Source organism: Mesorhizobium sp. P160927 (genome assembly GCF_057766385.1).
This window is the reverse complement of sequence record NZ_JBYMDW010000001.1, coordinates 2116976-2135696: the sequence shown is the minus strand read 5'-3', so window position 1 is coordinate 2135696 and position 18721 is coordinate 2116976. Positions and strand designations below refer to the sequence as shown.

The 18721-nt window shown below is 59.5% G+C and carries 14 protein-coding genes, 2 pseudogenes and 1 riboswitch; of the genes and pseudogenes, 11 read left to right on the top strand and 5 right to left on the bottom strand.

Going from position 1 to position 18721, the window contains the following annotated elements; genetic code table 11:
* Positions 1-11: 11 nt before the first annotated feature.
* The 3 genes and pseudogenes from AC3CB8_RS10420 to metE all read left to right on the top strand — a co-directional run bounded on the left by AC3CB8_RS10420 (position 12) and on the right by metE (position 4525).
* Entirely contained in the window at positions 12-209 is a 198-nt protein-coding gene (locus tag AC3CB8_RS10420; protein ID WP_352727312.1) for an SLATT domain-containing protein, read from the top strand.
* Between the two features lie 192 nt (positions 210-401).
* Positions 402-1596: pseudogene (locus AC3CB8_RS10415) on the top strand (IS256 family transposase).
* Between the two features lie 281 nt (positions 1597-1877).
* Positions 1878-2079: riboswitch (cobalamin riboswitch) on the top strand.
* Between the two features lie 94 nt (positions 2080-2173).
* Complete coding sequence (metE, locus tag AC3CB8_RS10410) at positions 2174-4525, top strand: 5-methyltetrahydropteroyltriglutamate--homocysteine S-methyltransferase (RefSeq protein WP_352727310.1); 2352 nt, start codon at positions 2174-2176, stop codon at positions 4523-4525.
* Positions 4526-4968: 443 nt separating this feature from the next.
* Here the strand turns inward: metE and AC3CB8_RS10405 are convergent, their stop codons facing one another.
* Positions 4969-6024 (bottom strand): cytochrome-c peroxidase, encoded by a 1056-nt coding sequence (locus AC3CB8_RS10405; RefSeq protein WP_352727308.1) that lies wholly within the window; start codon positions 6022-6024, stop codon positions 4969-4971.
* 834 nt (positions 6025-6858) lie between these two features.
* Here AC3CB8_RS10405 and AC3CB8_RS10400 point away from each other — a divergent pair.
* Both AC3CB8_RS10400 and AC3CB8_RS10395 read left to right on the top strand, forming a co-directional pair.
* Positions 6859-8048 (top strand): IS3 family transposase gene (locus AC3CB8_RS10400; protein ID WP_156939434.1). Its coding sequence is split into 2 segments (ribosomal slippage): positions 6859-7111 and positions 7111-8048, totalling 1191 coding nucleotides; the frame shifts between segments, so codons are not numbered across the junction.
* Positions 8049-8256: 208 nt separating this feature from the next.
* The gene (locus AC3CB8_RS10395) at positions 8257-8610 is read left to right on the top strand and encodes a hypothetical protein (protein WP_023783327.1); all 354 of its coding nucleotides are present in this window, start codon (positions 8257-8259) and stop codon (positions 8608-8610) included.
* Positions 8611-8746: 136 nt separating this feature from the next.
* Here AC3CB8_RS10395 and AC3CB8_RS10390 read toward each other — a convergent pair whose 3' ends face one another.
* Together AC3CB8_RS10390 and AC3CB8_RS10385 are read right to left on the bottom strand one after the other, a co-directional pair.
* On the bottom strand, positions 8747-9715 hold the full coding sequence (locus AC3CB8_RS10390) for a glycosyltransferase family 10 domain-containing protein (RefSeq protein WP_084018634.1): 969 nt from the start codon (positions 9713-9715) through the stop codon (positions 8747-8749).
* 159 nt (positions 9716-9874) lie between these two features.
* A pseudogene (locus AC3CB8_RS10385) lies at positions 9875-10504 on the bottom strand (transposase); the annotation flags it as partial.
* 398 nt (positions 10505-10902) lie between these two features.
* On the opposite strand from AC3CB8_RS10385, the gene AC3CB8_RS10380 reads away from it, so the two are divergent.
* The gene (locus AC3CB8_RS10380; RefSeq protein WP_352727243.1) at positions 10903-11373 is read left to right on the top strand and encodes a Ros/MucR family transcriptional regulator; all 471 of its coding nucleotides are present in this window, start codon (positions 10903-10905) and stop codon (positions 11371-11373) included.
* 223 nt (positions 11374-11596) lie between these two features.
* Here AC3CB8_RS10380 and AC3CB8_RS10375 read toward each other — a convergent pair whose 3' ends face one another.
* Positions 11597-11809 (bottom strand): cold-shock protein, encoded by a 213-nt coding sequence (locus AC3CB8_RS10375; RefSeq protein ID WP_023679670.1) that lies wholly within the window; start codon positions 11807-11809, stop codon positions 11597-11599.
* A gap of 371 nt (positions 11810-12180) precedes the next feature.
* Between AC3CB8_RS10375 and AC3CB8_RS10370 the strand changes: the two genes are divergently transcribed.
* From AC3CB8_RS10370 to AC3CB8_RS10350, 5 genes are all read left to right on the top strand, one after another.
* A complete protein-coding gene (locus tag AC3CB8_RS10370; RefSeq protein ID WP_352727245.1) occupies positions 12181-12408 on the top strand; it encodes a hypothetical protein in 228 nt (75 codons plus the stop codon).
* Between the two features lie 650 nt (positions 12409-13058).
* Positions 13059-13226, top strand: a complete 168-nt coding sequence (locus AC3CB8_RS10365) for a hypothetical protein (RefSeq protein ID WP_352698759.1) — start codon at positions 13059-13061, stop codon at positions 13224-13226.
* Between the two features lie 251 nt (positions 13227-13477).
* Complete coding sequence (locus AC3CB8_RS10360; RefSeq protein ID WP_435053116.1) at positions 13478-13654, top strand: insulinase family protein; 177 nt, start codon at positions 13478-13480, stop codon at positions 13652-13654.
* 141 nt (positions 13655-13795) lie between these two features.
* Complete coding sequence (locus AC3CB8_RS10355) at positions 13796-13963, top strand: hypothetical protein (protein ID WP_488377302.1); 168 nt, start codon at positions 13796-13798, stop codon at positions 13961-13963.
* 281 nt (positions 13964-14244) lie between these two features.
* Positions 14245-15699, top strand: a complete 1455-nt coding sequence (locus tag AC3CB8_RS10350; protein ID WP_352727246.1) for an NAD-dependent succinate-semialdehyde dehydrogenase — start codon at positions 14245-14247, stop codon at positions 15697-15699.
* 816 nt (positions 15700-16515) lie between these two features.
* Here AC3CB8_RS10350 and AC3CB8_RS10345 read toward each other — a convergent pair.
* Complete coding sequence (locus AC3CB8_RS10345; protein ID WP_352727248.1) at positions 16516-18519, bottom strand: class I tRNA ligase family protein; 2004 nt, start codon at positions 18517-18519, stop codon at positions 16516-16518.
* Positions 18520-18721: the final 202 nt, after the last annotated feature.

Genomic DNA, 18721 nt, shown 5'->3' with positions numbered 1-18721 from the left:
CGCTTCGAGTAATGGTGGGTTGGACCCAAGTGAAAAAATTCAACGAGCTTTCGTCTTCATACACTTTAACGGCCCACGAGATTGGGATCATACAGGGACGCGTTATGGAAGTCGCCTCAGAGGCTGCTTTCTCGGACTTTGTGAACGAAGCCGAACAAGCCTTTTCGAGAGAACATACGCATTGGGTAGCCCGTCAACAGACACAGTGATTCCTTGCCTGCTGCCTTAAATGACTCGTGACGCCTACCGCACCGCGAAATCGGTTGGGGCTCATCCCGCACACCTTCCGCAGGTGTTGGCTCGGTAGTGTGCTGAGAGTTCTGCAAATTCGCTGAGAGGGGGGCGGTCATGGCAGGCTGGTGATTGTTCACGTCACCTGATTCCCGCGAAGGAACGCCACCATGACCAAGACTGAAGTTAAGACCGCCAGCGCTGCCGTCAAAGACATCTTGCTTTCGAACCCGGACGGCCTTCACGAAGTGCTCCGTGCGGTGATGCAGGAGGTGCTTGAGGCCGAGATGGACGAGGCGCTGGGTGCTTCGAAAGGCGAGCGCACACCCGAACGGCTTGGCTATCGCTCGGGCTATTACGGCCGCACCTTGTGACGCGCGTCGGCAAGCTCGAGCTGCGGGTTCCGCAGGACCGTGCCGGGCGCTTCTCCACCGAGCTGTTCGAGCGCTACCAGCGTTCCGAGCGGGCCTTGGTGCGACGCTGGCGGAGATGTATGTGCAGGGCGTGTTGACCCGCAAGGTCAAGGCGATCACGGAAGAACTGTGCGGCCATGCCTTCTCGGCCTCGTCGATCTCGGCCATCAACAAACGGCTGGACGAGAGCCTGAAGGCGTTTGCCGAACGACCGCTTCAGGAGCCCTTTGCCTACCTCATCCTCGACGCTCGCTACGAGAAGGTGCGCGAAGCCGGCATCGTCATGAGCCAGGCAGTGCTGATCGCGGTCGGCATCGACTGGGACGGCCGGCGTCAGATCCTGGCCGTGGAGATGGCCAATCGCGAAAGCCGCTCGGCCTGGAGGGACTTCCTCGTCGGCCTCAAGGCGCGCGGCCTCAAGGGCGTCGAGTTGGTCGTGTCCGACGATCACGCCGGCCTGGTGGCAGCGATCGGCGAGGTGATCCCCGAAGCCGCCTGGCAACGCTGCTACGTGCACTTCCTCAGGAACGCGCTCGATCATCTGCCGAGGAAGCACGGCGACGACTGCCTGCAGGAATTGCGCTGGCTCTACGACCGGCGCGATCTCGCAGAGGCCAGGGCTGATCTTGCCGCATGGCTTGCCAAATGGTCGGCACGCTATCCGCGCCTGACAGGCTGGGCCGAGGATGCCATCGAACAAACCCTGACCTTCTTCAGGCTGCCGAGACAGCACCACAAGCATCTCAAATCCACCAACATGCTGGAGCGGCTCAACGAGGAAATCCGCCGGCGCACCTATGTCGTGCGCATCTTCCCCAATACCGAAAGCTGCCTGCGCCTGGTCAGGGCTTTGGCCGTCGAGACCAATGAAAACTGGATGGAGGCCAACCGATACATCAACATGGACGACCTGCGCGAGCACAAGAAGCTCGCTCTGCGCCAAGCCGCATGACCAGCATCATGGCCGCCCCATTTTGCAGAACTTGACGCACACAACCCTTGGCTCGGCGCTCGCGGATCACCAGCGTCCTTTGAGCGGTAGCGCTTTTCAGGTTGAGGTTAAAGTCTTGTTGTGGCTCCGCACGGCCTCCATTAGTTGGACAATGGGGCAGCGGTGCAGCGCCGGCAAATGGACGACTCCATGTTTCACAATGTTAGATAAGCGTAAAAGCGCCATGACATAACCACATAAACATTTCGTTATGCGCCATTGACAAGAGAAGGGATTGCTGTGATTGTCTGGCGTGTCGTGGTTCTCGCGTGCGGCGCTGCCGCAGCGGAGCTAAGAGGGAAGCCGGTGCGATGCCGGCGCTGCCCCCGCAACTGTTAGCGGCGAGCCAACCCCACTCATGTCACTGAGGCGAATACCCTCGGGAAGACGGGTAGAGGCTATGACCCCGCGAGCCAGGAGACCTGCCACGACGAATTACGTCCACGGGCGGGGTGTCTCGGTGGCCGCTGCAACCCGGGCGTGCCGGGCCTGCTAGCGCCTTCCTTGTCACCGACGCCCCCAACCATCGGGGTATGACATGACTGTCTCTCAGCAAATTCCTGTAGCAACGCTCGGCGTGCCGCGCTTCGGTCGTCGGCGAGAACTGAAATTCGCGCTTGAAAGCTACTGGTCCGGAACATCGTCCGCTGGCGACCTTCTTGCGACGTCGAAGGCGCTCCGTGCCGCTAGCTGGGAAGAGCAGCGCGATCGCGGCGTGTCGAAAATCCCGTCAAACGACTTCTCGCTTTACGACCATGTGCTTGACACCGCAGCCATGGTCGGCGCCATTCCCTCCCGTTACGGCTGGAATAGCGGCGAGGTCCCACTTGACATCTACTTCGCAATGGGGCGCGGCAACCAGGGTCAGACGGAGGATTGTGCACACGCTGGTCACCAGGAGGCGGCGCATGGGCCCGGTGTAACCGCGATGGAAATGACCAAGTGGTTTGACACGAACTACCACTACATTGTGCCGGAACTGGATGATGATCAGACGTTCGCCCTCTCGTCGACGAGACCCGTCGATTACTTCCTCGAGGCCAAAGCTCTCGGCATTCACACACGCCCAGTCATCCTTGGACCCATCACCTTCCTCAAGCTGGCGAAATCGCCTGCCGAAGGGTTTGATCCTATCGCGCTCCTACCGCGGCTGCTGCCCGTTTACGAGCAACTCCTGCAGAGGCTGAAGCTGTCGGGAGCCGACTGGGTGCAGATCGATGAGCCAGCGCTTGTCCTCGATCTGAACTCCAACGAACGAGCTGCGTTCGAGTTCGCCTATGGCCAGCTGTCGAAAGCCGCGCCCGAGCTGAAGATCATGCTGGCTACGTATTTCGGGTCGCTGGGAGACAATCTCGAAACCGCGGTTTCTCTGCCCCTGGCCGGGCTGCATATTGACCTCGTGCGCGCTCCCGAGCAGCTGGAAACGGTGGGTCGGCTCGCTCCGAAGGATCTGGTGCTCTCGCTTGGCTTGATCGATGGCCGCAACGTCTGGCGTGCGAACCTGCCCGCCATTCTCGACCGCATCAAACCGATCGTCGCCGGCTGGCCCTTGGACCGCGTCGAGATCGCGCCTTCTTGCTCGATGCTGCATGTGCCGATCGACCTGCGCATGGAGACGGAACTCGAGGCGGACATCAGGTCGTGGCTCGCCTTCGCGGCCCAGAAGACCGACGAATTGGTGTTGCTGGCCCGGGCCCTGTCCCAAGGCAGAGATGCGGTGGCTGGCGCGTTGAAAGCGTCTGCCGAGGCTGCCGCCACGCGCGTGACATCCACGAGGATCCATGACCCGCTTGTTGAGGGGCGGATCGTTAGCATTGACGACAGCGCGAAGCGACGGGAGAGCGCTTTTGCCGAGCGCTCCAGAGTCCAAGCCGGCTCACTCGGGCTGCCGCCGTTCCCGACGACGACCATCGGGTCCTTCCCGCAGACGTCGCAGGTACGCAAGGCGCGGGCCGCTCATGCGAAAGGCCAGCTGAGCTATGTCGACTATGAGACGTTCCTGAAGAAGGAGATCAAGGCTGCAATTCGGTGGCAGGAAGAGATCGGGCTGGACGTGCTGGTGCACGGTGAGTTCGAGCGAAACGACATGGTACAGCATTTCGGCGAGCAGTTGTCCGGCTTCGCGCTCACCCAGCATGCCTGGGTACAAAGCTATGGGTCGCGCTACGTGCGTCCCCCCATCATTTTCGGCGACGTATCGAGGCGCAATCCGATGACAGTGCGCTGGTGGCAATTCGCCCAGTCGCTTACGGAAAAGCCCGTGAAGGGAATGCTCACAGGCCCAGTCACCATTCTCAACTGGTCTTTTGTTCGCGACGACGTACCCCGCTCCGAAGCCTGCCGCCAGATCGCGCTCGCCATCCGCGACGAGGTGACGGATCTCGAAAGATCCGGCGCAAGGATGGTCCAGATCGATGAGGCCGCGTTTCGCGAAGGATTGCCACTGCGCCAATCTGACTGGAAAGTCTATCTCGACTGGGCTGTCGAATGTTTCCGGATCGCTTCAACGGGTGTAAAGGACGCGACTCAAATTCATACCCACATGTGCTATTCGGAGTTCAACGAGATCATTCACGCGATCGCTGGAATGGATGCGGATGTCATTTCGATTGAGACGTCGCGCTCGAAGATGGAACTGTTGGACGCCTTCACGAGCTCCAAATATCCGAACGAAATCGGTCCCGGCGTCTATGATATTCACTCACCACGCGTCCCGGAAGTCGGCGAGATTCGGGACTTAGTCATGCTTGCCCGCGAGCGACTGTCCGACGGCCAACTGTGGATAAACCCGGACTGTGGCCTCAAAACACGGCAATGGGAGGAGGTCCGCCCTGCCCTCATTAACATGGTCGCTGCAGCACGCGCGCTCCGGCAGAAAGTGCAGGCGTGAGGCTTCTCTTCCTCACGGTGTGGGGAGTTGCCGGCTGGCGGATGTCGGCCGGGAATGTGCCAAACCGATCACACTCTTGGAAATAAGCCACACGGCGAAAATGTGCAATTTTCCTGCGGCACGTGTCCTCATCCGCAGAAATACAAATGTGATACTACGCTATAGTATTGGTGCTTGGGAACATACCGGCCCCGCGCGTCGAACAAATCGTACACACGTCGTTTCTCAAAGTAGACTGCTTGGCGCGTTCGCTCAGGCGGCGACAATACATGATGCTGCGCGTCTGTCCGCTTCCCCAGTTGATTCGCGCAGACGACGGGCGAAGTGGCAGGTTTCGGGTATTGCTAGCCTCCCGCCAATTCGGAGATGGACGTGGCAATTCGTGTGGCCCAAGTAAAAGCCGCAATCATTTTCGATTGCGACGTCCGCAGCCAGTTGGCCCTTTATTTTCCTGAGATCTGCGTTACGGGCCGGGGCGTTGTCGCCGTTTCGGAGGGTAAAATGGGATAGGCGACCTCGGGTGCCTCTCCGGTCAGCGAGTTGAGAAAGGCAACAAGCAGATCAACTTCTTCGTCCGCCAATACTACGCCAAGCTGGGTGGTCCCCATGATGGCGACGGCCTGTTTCAGATCCCAAACCTTGCCCGAATGAAAGTATGGCGCGGTGAGTGCAACGTTGCGCAGCGGCGCCACGCGGAAAACATAGTAGTCATCGGCTGTGTTGGTGACCGCAAATCGTCCCTTGTCTTTGTCCGGCAGGATCTCGGCGCTGGGCTGTTCCACGAGGCCGAATGGGTAATAGGCTTCCCCACCAACGTTGATGCCGGCATGGCAGGACGAGCAGCCTTTGTCCATGAAAAGCGCCAGGCCCTGTTTCTGTTCGGGAGTCATAGCAAGCTCATCACCATTCAGGAAGCTGTCGAACGGGGCCGGTGTGACCAGTGTCGCCTCGAAGGCTTCGATCGCCTTGGCGAAGTTGTCGAAGGTGACCCGATCGGCTTCAGCCGGAAAAGCTGCATCGAACCACTCGACATATTGCGGCATAGACTTGAGCGTGGCGATGACTTGGCCCGGTGTATTGGCCATTTCGATCCCGGCTTGGACCGGTCCCTTCGCCTGAGCCTTCAGGTCTTCGGCACGACCATCCCAGAACTGGGCGATGTTGAAGACAGCGTTCAGTACAGTCGGCGCGTTGCGCTGTCCCTTCTGCCAACCGTGGCCGATCGAGGTTTCGTGATTGTCGTCGCCGCCGGTGGCCAGGTTGTGGCACGAGTTGCACGACAAGACGCCTGACGCCGAGACGCGTGGATCGAAGAACAGTGCCTTGCCGAGAGCGATCTTTTCCGGGGTGATCGGGTTGTTGGCGACTGTCGGCGTGGTGGATGGCAAAGCCCTGAAGGTGGCCAATGCCGTATCTCTGAGGTCGGTGGGGATCGAATCCGCAGCAAAGGCGGTGGGTGCCAGCAAGGTGACAGCCATCGTTCTGAATAGGATTTTCATAAATGGTCTTCCTGCGTCGTGCACGCAGCCATTATGCGATCTGCAGATCATGAACGCCCTGAGCTAGATCAGCTGAGGGAGAGGGTCGGGGTCTGACACCTGTTTTCGCGGCTGAGCTGGGACCCTCTTGGAAGTGATCGCTGTTCTCGATTGGACTTCAGGGAGGAGGAGTATCCCTGCTCGGCAACCGGTTGGATGTAGCAAAGCACGCACTGAGTGCGCTTCGAAGATTCGGTCACTGCGATCTTCCAGCCATCGTTGAGAAAGTCGATAGCATCTGGAAGACTTGGCAATCTCTTGCACCATGTGCGCTGCACGCCTTGCGAAAAGTGAGCTTCTGAAACCTCGGGGTTCATTCGTTCCTCCTGACCTGCTGATTGCGTGAATCGGCCTTATCGACACCCGCGGACTGCACATTGTGATGTCACCAGCCATGGCGGTCTCAATACCTAAGCAGCGACGGTCTATGCGACAGTATGGATGTCCTGTCGGAATAGCCGGTCGCCTTATCGACGTCACACCGGCATATAGCTCCGCTTCTACGAACATCCCATCACGCGAGGAAAGACATGGCCAACACGCGCAGTATCGCCAATCTAGCCCTTGTGTCGGCGCGGCGCTTGAGCAGGTCCACCGGCTGTAAGTGCCTCACACCTTGATCCACAGATCCTAGGCGATGACCACGTTGTCGTCATAATTTGACGGGCGCGGGGCATTGGCCCATAGCGAGCCACCGCAATCTGTGCGGTTGCCAATACGTAATGAAGTTGACCTGCCCCTAAGAATTTCCTCCATCTGAGATTAGAGTCCGGCCCTTGATCGAAGGACGGACTGATGAAGAGAAAGCGGTTCACAGAAGAGCAGATCATTGCGGTTCTGCGCGAGCATGAGGCGGGTGTAAAGGCGGGCGATCTGGCCCGCAAGCACGGGGTCTCGGAGGCGACGCTGTATAATTGGAAGGCGAAGTATGGCGGGATGGACGTGTCCGACGCCAAGCGGCTGAAGGCGCTGGAAGACGAGAACGCCAAGCTGAAGAAGCTGCTCGCCGATCAGATGCTGGAAGCCTCGGCGCTGCGTGAGCTTCTGTCAAAAAAATGGTAGGGCCCGCCGCCAAGCGCGAAGCCGTCGCGCATCTGCAGGCCGTCATGGGTCTGTCGGAGCGTCGGGCCTGTTCCTTTGTGGGCGCCGATCGCAAGATGATCCGCTACCGGTCAAGGCGTCCGCCCGAGACGGAGCTGCGTGGCAGGTTGCGCGACCTCGCCAATGAGCGCCGACGCTTTGGCTACAGGCGGCTGTTCATCCTGCTCAGGCGCGAGGGCGAGGCATCTGGGGTCAACCGCATCTATCGTCTGTACCGCGAGGAGGGCCTGACGGTGCGCAAGCGCCGGGCAAGGCGGCGAGCGGTCGGCACGCGGGCGCCGATCCTGGTCGAGGCAAAGCCGAACGCGCGCTGGTCGCTGGATTTCGTGCATGACCAGTTCGCCTGCGGCCGCAGGTTTCGCGTGCTCAACGTCGTCGACGACGTGACGCGCGAATGCCTGGCGGCGATCCCGGACACCTCGATCTCCGGCCGTCGGGTTGCCCGTGAACTGACGGAACTGATCACCCAGCGCGGCAAGCCACGCATGATCGTCTCCGATCACGGCACCGAGTTCACCTCGAACGCCATCCTCGCCTGGTCGAAGGATTACAGGATCGAATGGCACTACATCGCGCCGGGCAAGCCGATGCAGAACGGCTATGTCGAGAGTTTCAACGGCCGGATGCGCGATGAGCTGTTGAACGAGAGCCTGTTCTTCGGTCTCGACCACGCCCGAAGCGCCATCGCCGAATGGAGGGAGGACTTCAACACCGCGAGGCCACATTCCTCGCTCGGCTACCAGACCCCGGCAGCCTATGCCCAGGTCATCACCGCAACCGGCTCCGACGCTGTGCTGATGGAAGGCTCCGCGCCTCCGCCGGTTGCTCAACCCGCGCCACAAGGCGTAACAAAAACGGTCGAGGCTCTAATCGCAGCTGGATGACAGTTCAGTAGCAGGTCAAAGTGAATTGGAATGAATCTCCGGTTTGCGAAACACGCACGTCCGACGCAGCTTGCGTTGACAGAGGCGGTTTTACGCGCAATAGCACTTCCGCCGGCCTATTTTTGTGGAGTTCAATTGTGGTTCGGCCAAGGGCGCTGGGCGCCGGACGGGCCCCGTGTAAACCTCATTAAAGAGAGAGAGACCCTGCATGGAAGAATTCTTACCGCGCATCGCCACTGGTGCGGGCATCGGCCCGGCTGTCGCAGAGAAGGCCGTTGGGTTAATGCTGGGTTTCCTGCAAAGCCACGCGGCCGACGGTCCCGTTGCGCGCATGATCGAGGCCATTCCGGGAGCTTCAGAATTAGTCGCGAAGTATCATGGCGACGACCCAGAGGGTGGCGGCCTTATGGGGCTCGGCCAGCAATTGATGAGTGAGGGTCTCAGCATGGCAAAGATCGCCGGCCTCGCCAACGAGACGATCGCCTGCGCCAAGGAACATGCCGGCGACGAACTCGTGGACGAGGTCCTCAATTCCGTTCCTGGCCTTCCCCAGTTCGTCTGATCAGCGGCAGCCGGGGGCGCATGACCTCGTGCGCCCGTGCCGGCCGTCTGCGCAGCAGGCATTCTCCGCCGAGCGTTCCGTACCGATCTCGCCAGACCACCGACCGCCGGGCACGCGAAGCGAGCGTTGGAGTACTTCATTCGTCCATTGCAAAATCGACTTCAGGCGAATCGATGTGTATAATTTCCGGCGGTAAGGGTTTATCCTGAACGCTTTCGATGAAGCCCGCGAGATAAGCAAACGTATTGTATTTCTCGAGGACCAACCGCTTCGCCTCTCTTATTGCGCCGCGACGTTCCTTCCAGAGGTCCGAGTCGATGATTTCTTGAATTTTTGGGATTACGTTCTTGTCCTCTGGGTCAATCAGAACCATAGAGTCCGAAGGGAAGAACCTCGTGATTGCCGGGCTGCCGTAATAGATCGGCATTGTTTCAGCAACGAAGCAGTCCATAAGCTTCTCTGTAAAATAGTAATCAGCACGAGTATTCTCGAACGCTATACTGTAACGGTAAGGTGCGAGTGCGTTCCATTTATCTCCAATCAGCCGAAAACCTCGGCCGAACAGGTCAAAATCGAGCTCCTTTCTCAGCCGTTCCAGAAACGCCAGCCGATATCGATGTCCTTTAAGCAGGGCGATGTCACTGGTAATCCATGAGAGCCGAAGCGGCTTATCCACGACTTCGCTGACCAGAAGTTGGTCATATGTCTTGTTTACAGACCAAGACCGAGTGATAGGTGGAGACAAAACGAATCGGCGCGCTGCATTCTGCCGAGCAGCCAGCTCTGCGTCACACGTCAGGACGATAGTATTTTTCCCCTGCCCTTCATGAAACGCGCGATGAGCTTTCGTCGGCGGTTCGCCGATTGCAAAAATTGTCCTGTTTGGGCTCGCCTCGATATCAACAGGGAGCCCAAAAAGAGAAGCAGAGTTAAAGACGATATGCCAATCGGGCACGAAGGATGTCGTGCGAACAAAAGCGACATTGTTCCAGATTCCACTCCCCTTTGGAGTGAGATGGTGGATTGCATCATCCAAAACGCCCCAAGAATCTAGACATGTAGCAACAATGGGCGCCGGGCGTTCCGTCAACAATTTGGCCGACAAAGCAGTTCCACTCCCTCACTCGTGAAGGTACTCAATGGCCATTCCGGATTGCGGTAACACTGGGCAGCATAAACCTTCCGGGACCCGCTGTCGAGGCAATTGTCGCTTTGCACTTGACCAGGTTCTTCCTCGCTTTGTGCGGTGATCAGGCCGGCTGAGTGGCAGCATGCGTGCCCTAAGGAGTTCGCAGCCCGCTCTGCCTACATCGTACGTTTAATCGTCTTCAGGCGGTTGATCAGCCCTTTCGCCTGGCCGTTGCTCAGCGGTAGTTCAATGGCATCGCGAACGGCGTCAACGTCACGGCGTAGGACCCGACCGAAACGCGGGATGGCGACGAACCCGGAGTTGACGCCACGTCGATCGAAGTGTCGAGCTTGCCCAATTCACAGGCCCCGCAAAATGCCGCGGAAGCGCATGGCAAGCCTGCGCATAGTGGCAAACTCATGTGACCCCTGCTTCAGGACGTCGACCTTTGTGGCCTGGTTGATCGTCAGCGCATCCCGAGGCTTCGTGCAGAGGGCCGGGGCGACTACCGGCGAGATCACACGGCCGGTCGCGGGATTCCGCATGGGACAGCGTCGCTGGCAGGTTGACGCGTACGATTTAAGCAGGCGACGCACTGTCCTTGCCCGGCCTCTCGGCACGGCGCCAGCTTGCGAGAAGCCGCTCCAGATTCGAGAAGCTGCCCGTGTCGCCGCGCTGTTAATCGTGGAACAGGTGTCGTCCGCAGCGATTGCCGTCTCTCGAGGACCGGCAAAGAAACGCCTCGAAATACATTGATGTCCTTGGTTCCCAGCGGCGGTTCCCAGCCCCTTGGAAGAGCGGCTCACCGGGCGATGAACTTACATTTGGCCATTGCCAATGAACGTCCATCGTCCTGACGCCCGCCAGCAAGCGATCACGATCCCTCGATTTCACAGTCCAAAGAAGTAAAGCGGGACACAAATAGCGCGCTTAGCCTCGACTACTAGCAACTTCGGCGCAAAGTTACAGCCGGGACGCGCCACGCACCACGGCAGGGTCGCCAACAACGAGTGGCTCAGCGGTCATGACGGGAAATATGGCGCATCGATGTCGCTTCTGGACGAGCATTGGCAATAACGCTGTCGAGACATTGTTGCTTTCAGCGGCAACCGGCCCTATGAAGCGACGCTTCGCTGACTATGTTTCACCGCCTGGAGAGTTTCATGACAGAAGAAGCCGGAAAAAACGTCGACACCCTCATTGAGCTTGCCGCCGATGTCGTGTCGGCCTATGTCTCCAACAATCCGATCCCGGTGGGGGATCTCCCTGCCCTCATCGGCCAAGTGCATGCGGCTCTGAGAGCGACGGCCGGAGGTGTCTCTGCGCAAGAGCCGGTTGCCCTTACGCCTGCAGTCCCGATCAGGAAATCGGTGACACCGGACTACATCATCTCCCTTGAGGACGGGAAGAAATTCAAATCGCTAAAGCGCCATCTGTCGACCCACTATGGGCTGACGCCGGATGGATATCGGGCCAAATGGGGCCTGCCGGCGAATTATCCCATGGTCGCGCCGAACTACGCCGCGGCGCGCTCGTCATTGGCCAAGACGATGGGGCTCGGCCGCAAACCGAAGGCGCCGGAAGCGCCGGAGCCTGCGCCGACGAAGCGAACCCGCAAGAAGGTCGCGGCTTGATTTCGGCAATCGAGATTCGTTCTGGCGCGTTGCAGCCATCGGCTTAATCTGCGCGTCATATAAGAAGGCGGGCCCAACCCCGCCTTCCTTTCAAACAACTTTGTTCATGAGGAATTCGCGACGCCTGCAGCAATCTGCTGCCCTCAGTTTTTGCTCGCTCCCATCGAGCGGTCGTGAGGACCTCCGGACCTACGTGCCTACTCTTGCCGGGCAGGAGAAAATTTCAACCAGCTTTGCTCAGGCTGCCAGCGGAGGACTTGCCAGTGCGGCGATCCTGCTCGATCTCATAGTTGATCTTCTGGCCGTCAGCGAGGGTCGAGAGGCCCGCGCGTTCGACAGCGGAAATGTGGACGAAAACATCCGGACCGCCATTGTCGGGCTGGATAAATCCAAACCCTTTGGTGCTGTTGAACCACTTTACCGTTCCAGTCGGCATATACTTGTTCCTTCTTTTACAATGCAACGTGGGCAGGCCATTAGGCCTGTCCGAGTCATAGCCGAGAGTTGTGCGCAGCAAAAAGCGAAAAATTGTTAATCCCCGATCAGCTGGCGCACTCCATTGTGGCGTAGCCGCCAGCAAGCACTGTCCTACACTACCGCTCGAGCACGGCCGGAAGCGCCCGATTTCTTCCAACGCTCCTCAGCGCCACGTCGATGGCTCGTGTTTGGAGGCGCGGGACGTAAGGCCGACCGCTGCTCGTGCCGCCAGGTCAAAGGCCGGGTAGTTCACGGAGCTGCCTTCGTGCATAACACCTTGGGAGCGCCTTAAGGAGTTTCGAGTTGGATTGTTTCAAGAGGGTCGAGGGGTTGATCGATGCCACCAGCGTGGAAGCGATCGGTAGCGCGCGCGTTTTGCTGGACCAGTTCAAGGGCAAGTCAGAAACAATCGGCCAAGCGATTGACGACTTCCTGCTTGATTTCATGACCTTGCTGTTTGTGGTAGAAGCCACCCGCGAGCAGTTCCACAATCCGGCGAGGCGGTTAGCGCGCATCAGATTGAGCAAGATCAGGCTGTTACTCACGCGATGCTCTTGACCTAAGCGACCACTCCGCCAGGCATGCATTTGCAGCCGAGCGCACCAGGCGGGATTTTACGCACATGAAATCAATCGCGACCGCTAAATTCTGCTGTTTGGTGCCCAGGGACGACGGCAAGCGCGGACAGCTTCCGTGCTGCTGTCCTGCAGCGGCAAATGTGCTGCATGCCCCCATCCAAGGCGAGCTCGACGTTTGTTTCTTACGTTGACCAAGGTCCCGCGAAAACACTCCCCTTCCCGCAGCAACTCATCACGTTCAACGGCCTCGCGGCAGGCCATCACGCCAGAAGAGAGCAACGGCATCGTTTTTCCCGCCCAGTCCTACGACCTCGTTTTCCAGCGCCTCGCGAATGTCGCCACCCGCCGTTTTTTTCAGGTCCGTCTTCGCGCGCGAGCTGGCTCCGCGCCCACTTAGCTACGCTGCTCACGCCTCTACCCTTCAGCACCGCCCGGTCTGACTGTCGAGGACATCGGTCCGCTGGAGCGACAACATTTCAATTCTGACCGTCGGTGCAGCGGCCTTCAAAGCGCATCCTGTACTCCTCCCCGGCAGCGCGCCTAATCGTCTTCCGAAGGAAGAAGATATTCTCAGCCGTGCTCGCGTCGCCTTCAGCCCTGTTCAATCGCCCACAATGTCGGATGCGCAACATGGCAGAGCCCGATTTGTCAACAGCCTCCAATGGTTTTCTGATCTGGCACGGTGCATGCCTGATCGTCCGCAAGACGTCGCGGACCAAGGAAAATCCCTCCAATGGCCACCTCCCCAAGAACACCGCCGCAGGTCTCCTGGTCCATCCGAAGGTGAGGCTCGAGTGAGCCCTGGGCCCATGATTTATCGGGCTCGGCGCTGCCCGCCGATCCTCCCACGGGGAGGCGAAGACGCAGCGCGTTCATCAAAATGAGGAACAAATCACTTTTGCCTCGAACCCTTTGCCTTGCCAAACGGAGCCATCGATCGCCCCCCTAGCTGCGCAAGGCGTTCACTGCCACCGCCCTGGCCCTGGTGACGACCGCTCCGGCTCTGGCCGCCACCGACGGCGGCAAGATCGCGGATTTCCTGCTCGGCAATGGCATGGGTCGACATCCCCGATCACCGCGCGCCAATCGTCACTCATATGGTCTGGTACAAGGTCGGCAGCGCCGAAGCACCCGGCAAATCCGGACTTGCCCATTTCCTCGAGCGTCTGATCTTCAAAGCGACCACCAACCGCGCCGACAGCAAGTTCACCGAGCCGTCTAAGTGAGCGGCGGCTACAATAACGCCCTCACCGCCTATGACCCATTTCGGGCGAGATGATGGGCTTCGAGGCCGATCGCATGTTCAACCTCATCCTCAACGAGGATGATATAAAGACCGAGCGAAATGTGATCCTGGAGGAGCGCCGTTGGCGCAGAGAGACGAACCCGCAGGTCTGCTGGACGAGGAGGTCAACACGACATTGCGGCCGAATCAGCCCTACCGCATTCCGGTCAAACGGCTGGATGCAGGAGATGGAAAAGCTGAACGGCACCGAAACATTCACGATCTACAACAAATATTGCCGACCGAATGACACGGTAGCCGGCACGTAGAACCAGGCGCCGGCCGCGAAGACCTTTGGCAGGGTTGTGCGCGGGCCGGACCTGCCCGCGCGCAACCGCCGGTCGAGCCCGGCTAGTGGAACCGCGACTCATCTTCTAGCGAATTCAGGTATTCTCCCTTTCCAGTTGGGAAACGTGGTCTGCTAGCTGTCTGGCCGAGGTCCTATGAGGAGCTTGGACGTCCGGACTACACCCCGAACCTGCTATATACGCCTGGCGTTGAGGAGGAAACCGATTGCCCCTGTGCCCGCCGATGATCCGTCACCTGAGATCCCCTGACCTGTTTCGACCCATCGATCGCCTGCCGGCACTTGGCACGCGGATTAGAGAGCGGACATTCGAGGTCCTCAACCCGTCGACCGGCGAAGTGCTGGCAGAACTACCTGACATGGGAGTCGAAGAGACATGCGCTGGAATCGAGAAGGCCTATGTCGCGCAGCCTGGATGGGCAGGGTTTACCGCACGTGAGCGCAGCGATGTTCTATGGCGATGGCATGAGTTGATCATCGACCACACCGACGATCTCGCTGCAATTCTCACCGCGGAGATGGGCAAGCCGCTTGCCGAGGCCAAATCGGAGAGATCGCATGCTGCGGCGTATCTGCAGTGGTACGCCGAGGAGGCAAATCGCGTCTATGGCGAGACGATCTCCGCACCATCGACGGACCGCCGAATGCTGGTGATCAAGCAGCCCATCGGGGTGGTCGGCACGATAACCCCATGGAATTTCCCGGCCTCGATGGTGGCGCGCAAAATCTCGCCAGCCTTGGCGGCGGGATGCACGATTGTCCTCAAGCCTGAACAGACGCCGCTCGTGGCTGGAGCAATGTTCGCCCTCGCCCATCAGGCAGGCTTCCCCGAAGGCGTCGTCAACCTGATCTATGCGTCCGAAGGTGACGCGGTCGGCCGCGAACTTTGCACAAATCCCAAGGTCCGCAAGATCAGCTTCACCGGGTCTACTGGGATCGGGCGCCTACTCATGCGCCAGTGCTCGGACCAGATCAAAAAAGTCAGCCTAGAGCTCGGCGGCAATGCACCCTTCATCGTCTTCGATGATGCCGATATCGATGCCGCGGTTGACGGTGCGATCCAGGCGAAGTACCGCAATGCCGGCCAGACCTGCGTTTCAGCGAACCGCCTTTACGTCCAGTCGCGCGTTCACGACGAGTTCGTCGAGAAATTCGTGGAACGGGCTCGCCAACTTCAAGTTGGTGACGGTTTCGCTCCCGGAGTGGACATCGGGCCTCTCATCGACAAGCAGGCTTTGGCCAAGATTGAATCCCATATTGCCGATGCCGTAGCTAAAGGCGGCGCAATTCGATCCGGGGGCAAACGCGTCGGCACGAATGGCACGTTTTTCCAACCAACGGTCCTGACCGGTGTCACCAGCGAGATGACCGTGGCGCAAGAGGAGACATTCGGGCCGCTCGCACCGATTATTCGCTTCAACGATGCGGATCAGGTCGTGCGCGATGCCAATGAAACGATCTACGGCCTCGCGGCGTATTTTTATGCCTCTAACCTGAAGCGTGTCTGGCGTGTCGCCGAGGCCTTGGAATATGGAATGGTCGGGGTAAATACCGGCCGGATGTCTTCGGAAGCGGCGCCGTTCGGTGGGATAAAACAGTCCGGCATCGGGCGGGAGGGATCCCGCCATGGCCTCGAGGACTACCTCGAAATGAAATACCTCTGCATGGGCGGCATCTGAAGCATCGGCTTGCAGGGTTCACAGACTGGTTACCTAACGAGCGATCTCCAAACATGTGGATTGTAGAATTGCTCCTCGATTGGGAACTGGGGGGCGGTCCGCACCCGAGCAAACACGCAATCCTGAGGAGCCCCCTAAAATAGCTGGATGTATCTCTCGACGAGACAAGCGTCTGCATTTTCGGCGAAGACGGTGCGCATGCGACGGAGGATACGCTTGCGATTTGGCGGCCCTCGCCGACTACCCTCAGGCGACGGGCTGTCGTTGCGCGGGTCTAGTTGGAAGCTTGTGCACCAAGCCATCGTCAACGCTGATTGAGCAATATCCGGCTTCAGGGGCAGAATTTGGACCTGCTACATTCCGATATCAGTAGCTCAGCTGTTCTTCGGCTGACTGCCGCGCCGGTACACGCTCGGACAGAATCGAAGGACCATCACGCCGCGTTCGCATCCACATTGGTGATCGGCGCACGGTCCAGGGCGCGCCAGCTTAACCAAGCGGCTCGAACCGCATTACAGCCTTGACCGGCTGGAGGACGGAAATCCCGATGCCGAAGAGGTTGGTCAGCCCAGTCGAGCCCACACGGCATTTTCGGCACGAACAGCAAGGGCGGGAAGCGATCGGCCGAGCGGTCCTCGAAGGCGCGGGCCAGGGTTGTTTGACGACGCGTTGGTTCAGGTCCGCTAATCTAGTCTCTACCGTTTCAGAGCGGCTTCCCTCGCCAGTGACAGCGAGTCAAGATTTTTGGCGTCGTCGGCTTTGATTGCCGCGCAGATCTGGTCGAGATGGGGACAGCTCACTGGTGCACCTTTCGGCTCATAGTGTTTCCTCGTCATCGAGATGAGGATTACCGGATTTGGCGTAGAACACCAACACGGGTCCGAGGTCAAAGCGCGTCCCGGGGGCAAGGCGATGGACGGACCGGGGCCATGTTTCGGTTGAGGCGCCATCGATGCCTCGCGCCAGCGTTCTGGCGAAGCGGGGCATCAGCGGAGCGAGTGTCGGTGCCAGGATCGCAGCGGCCGTCGTCTGAAGGGCTAGCGAAGTCCGATTGCGGGCGGGATAGAAACGTCGCGCCGCCGCAAAGTCTCGCGCCCCGCGGTAGATCACGCAATCGCGCACGAATTCGCAGACCTGAGTGGCCGCGCGCCGAACCGAGAAGCCTTCGTCCGAATAGGCGCGCTCCATCGCAGCACGATAGATCTCTATGCGAGCAAAGAAGGCGCGGTCAACCGGGCTCCAGTCGCCTGCATCGGGTACACGGCCGGCAAAATCGTGCTTGATTTCCTGGTTCAACGCCTCAAGCCAGTTCAGCCAGATGCTTTGGAACACCTCTTTCTCGGTGCGGCGCAGCGCGTCCAGCGTGAAATCCGTCCGCTCACCTTCCGGGCGTGTCAGGCCCAAATGAAGGCGCACGACGTCGACTGTCTTTGGGCTCAGAACCTCCTTGCCCCAGACCGCATGGCGGCAGCTGGTTGAGAACTTCTTGCCGTTGAGCAGGTAGAACTCGTTGACGTGATAGCGGATGCGTGGCGTCCAGTGGGAGAAGACCTCGGCGTAAAGAGCGGGGTAGAGTAGGGCGTGGTAGAACGAATTGTCGAAGCCGAAGAAATGGACAATCTGCCAGTCGTTGCCGGGCATCTCCGCCTTCCAGTCGCGACCCATCGAGCGGCCGAGCGCCTGGATGTTGTACAGAAAACCGAATGCCATCTCCGGCCACACCCAGATCACTTGCCCCGGGAACCCCTCGGCCGGCAGGCCCCAGTCCGAGGGGTGGGTAATGGGCACTGAAAAGTCGCCGCGTTGGCGAAGGCGCGCGAAGAGATCCAAGATCCGTAGCGGGACGCCCGACGCCCTTAGATGCCGGTCGATATTGTCGTAGCATTGGTCCATGGCAAGTTCCGGACGGCGGAGGGAGCCGACCACCGGCGCCTCGGCAGACTGCCGTGATTGGGCTGCACGCAGGTCGTGGCAAAGGTTTGGGGCGCCGCATTCCTCGCAGATGTTGCCACCCGCGGATCCGCCGCAATCGGGGCAGAGGCCGCTAACATCCGGTTCGTAAAGATAACGGCCTGTCACGGCATCGAAAAGCGCAGGGCTCTGGCGTAGATCTATCGCCGTGCTGCTCAGAAGACTGCGGAAACAGGCGGCTTGAAACTCGCCGTAACCGTCATCGCCCATTGTGGCTTGGAAGCTGTGGACCTCACAATCGAGAAGTGCAAGCGTGGCGCGAATCTCGTCGGCGTAGTAGCGCGCCACGTTTGCAGGAGTCGATTGATCGGCATCGGCGCGTGTCGCGACGTAGCTCTGGTAATCGTCGCTTCCGGTCAGGTGATAGGCCTCGACTCCTTTCATGCGCAGGAAACGAGTATAGACGTCAGCGCCGAAATAGGGGCCAGAAAGATGCCCCAGATGCAGATCGCCATTTGGCGTTGGCGGCGTGGAGAAGACGAAGATTGGGCCGCGTGGGGTCGTGGTCTTTGCAGCGGCATCAAGGGCGGCCTCGCCGTCTCGCCAGTAGACAGCGACGAAATCTATGTCTTTGTTTCCATCATTGCGCAGCACATGCGCTTCAAAAGGGTGAAACAGAACGACATCGCCCGCCTCGACCGAGATTTCCCCCCGGTCGGTGGTGACCTTGCCCACACCAGACAGGACCACGAAGGCCTCGATTTCGTCGTGCCGATGGGGCTCGGATGTGACGCCGGGTCCAACCTTACCGAATGAAAACCCCCTGCGAGCGCTTCCCGTTCCAAGCGTGGCCATGTCGATACCGAACGCCCGCGACAGCTCCGTTCGAGAAAACTTGTACTTGCGCATGACAACGAACCTAACCTGTTGAAGCAGTGGGATTTCGGCTGCCAACGCAACAGCCTCCCGTGCAATTCGTGCTGGAAAGAAACGGCAGCCCGACCCGTTGGCGGCCCGGCCAGGATAGTGCAGCTCTGGGCCGGGAAGCGGGCAAGCAAGGGGGGCACTAGTCGGGCTGTAGGCGCACAGAAGACCGCCTGCGACCACCTCA

Bases quoted from the DNA above. Each gene is read 5' to 3' on its own strand.
- metE (WP_352727310.1), top strand. From the start codon at position 2,174: ATGACTGTCTCTCAGCAAATTCCTGTAGCAACGCTCGGCGTGCCGCGC.
- AC3CB8_RS10395 (WP_023783327.1), top strand. From the start codon at position 8,257: ATGGAAGAATTCTTACCGCGCATCGCCACTGGTGCGGGCATCGGCCCG.
- AC3CB8_RS10375 (WP_023679670.1), bottom strand. From the start codon at position 11,809: ATGCCGACTGGAACGGTAAAGTGGTTCAACAGCACCAAAGGGTTTGGA.
- AC3CB8_RS10405 (WP_352727308.1), bottom strand. From the start codon at position 6,024: ATGAAAATCCTATTCAGAACGATGGCTGTCACCTTGCTGGCACCCACC.
- AC3CB8_RS10420 (WP_352727312.1), top strand. From the start codon at position 12: ATGGTGGGTTGGACCCAAGTGAAAAAATTCAACGAGCTTTCGTCTTCA.
- AC3CB8_RS10380 (WP_352727243.1), top strand. From the start codon at position 10,903: ATGACAGAAGAAGCCGGAAAAAACGTCGACACCCTCATTGAGCTTGCC.
- AC3CB8_RS10360 (WP_435053116.1), top strand. From the start codon at position 13,478: ATGGCATGGGTCGACATCCCCGATCACCGCGCGCCAATCGTCACTCAT.
- AC3CB8_RS10345 (WP_352727248.1), bottom strand. From the start codon at position 18,519: ATGCGCAAGTACAAGTTTTCTCGAACGGAGCTGTCGCGGGCGTTCGGT.
- AC3CB8_RS10350 (WP_352727246.1), top strand. From the start codon at position 14,245: ATGATCCGTCACCTGAGATCCCCTGACCTGTTTCGACCCATCGATCGC.
- AC3CB8_RS10365 (WP_352698759.1), top strand. From the start codon at position 13,059: ATGGCAGAGCCCGATTTGTCAACAGCCTCCAATGGTTTTCTGATCTGG.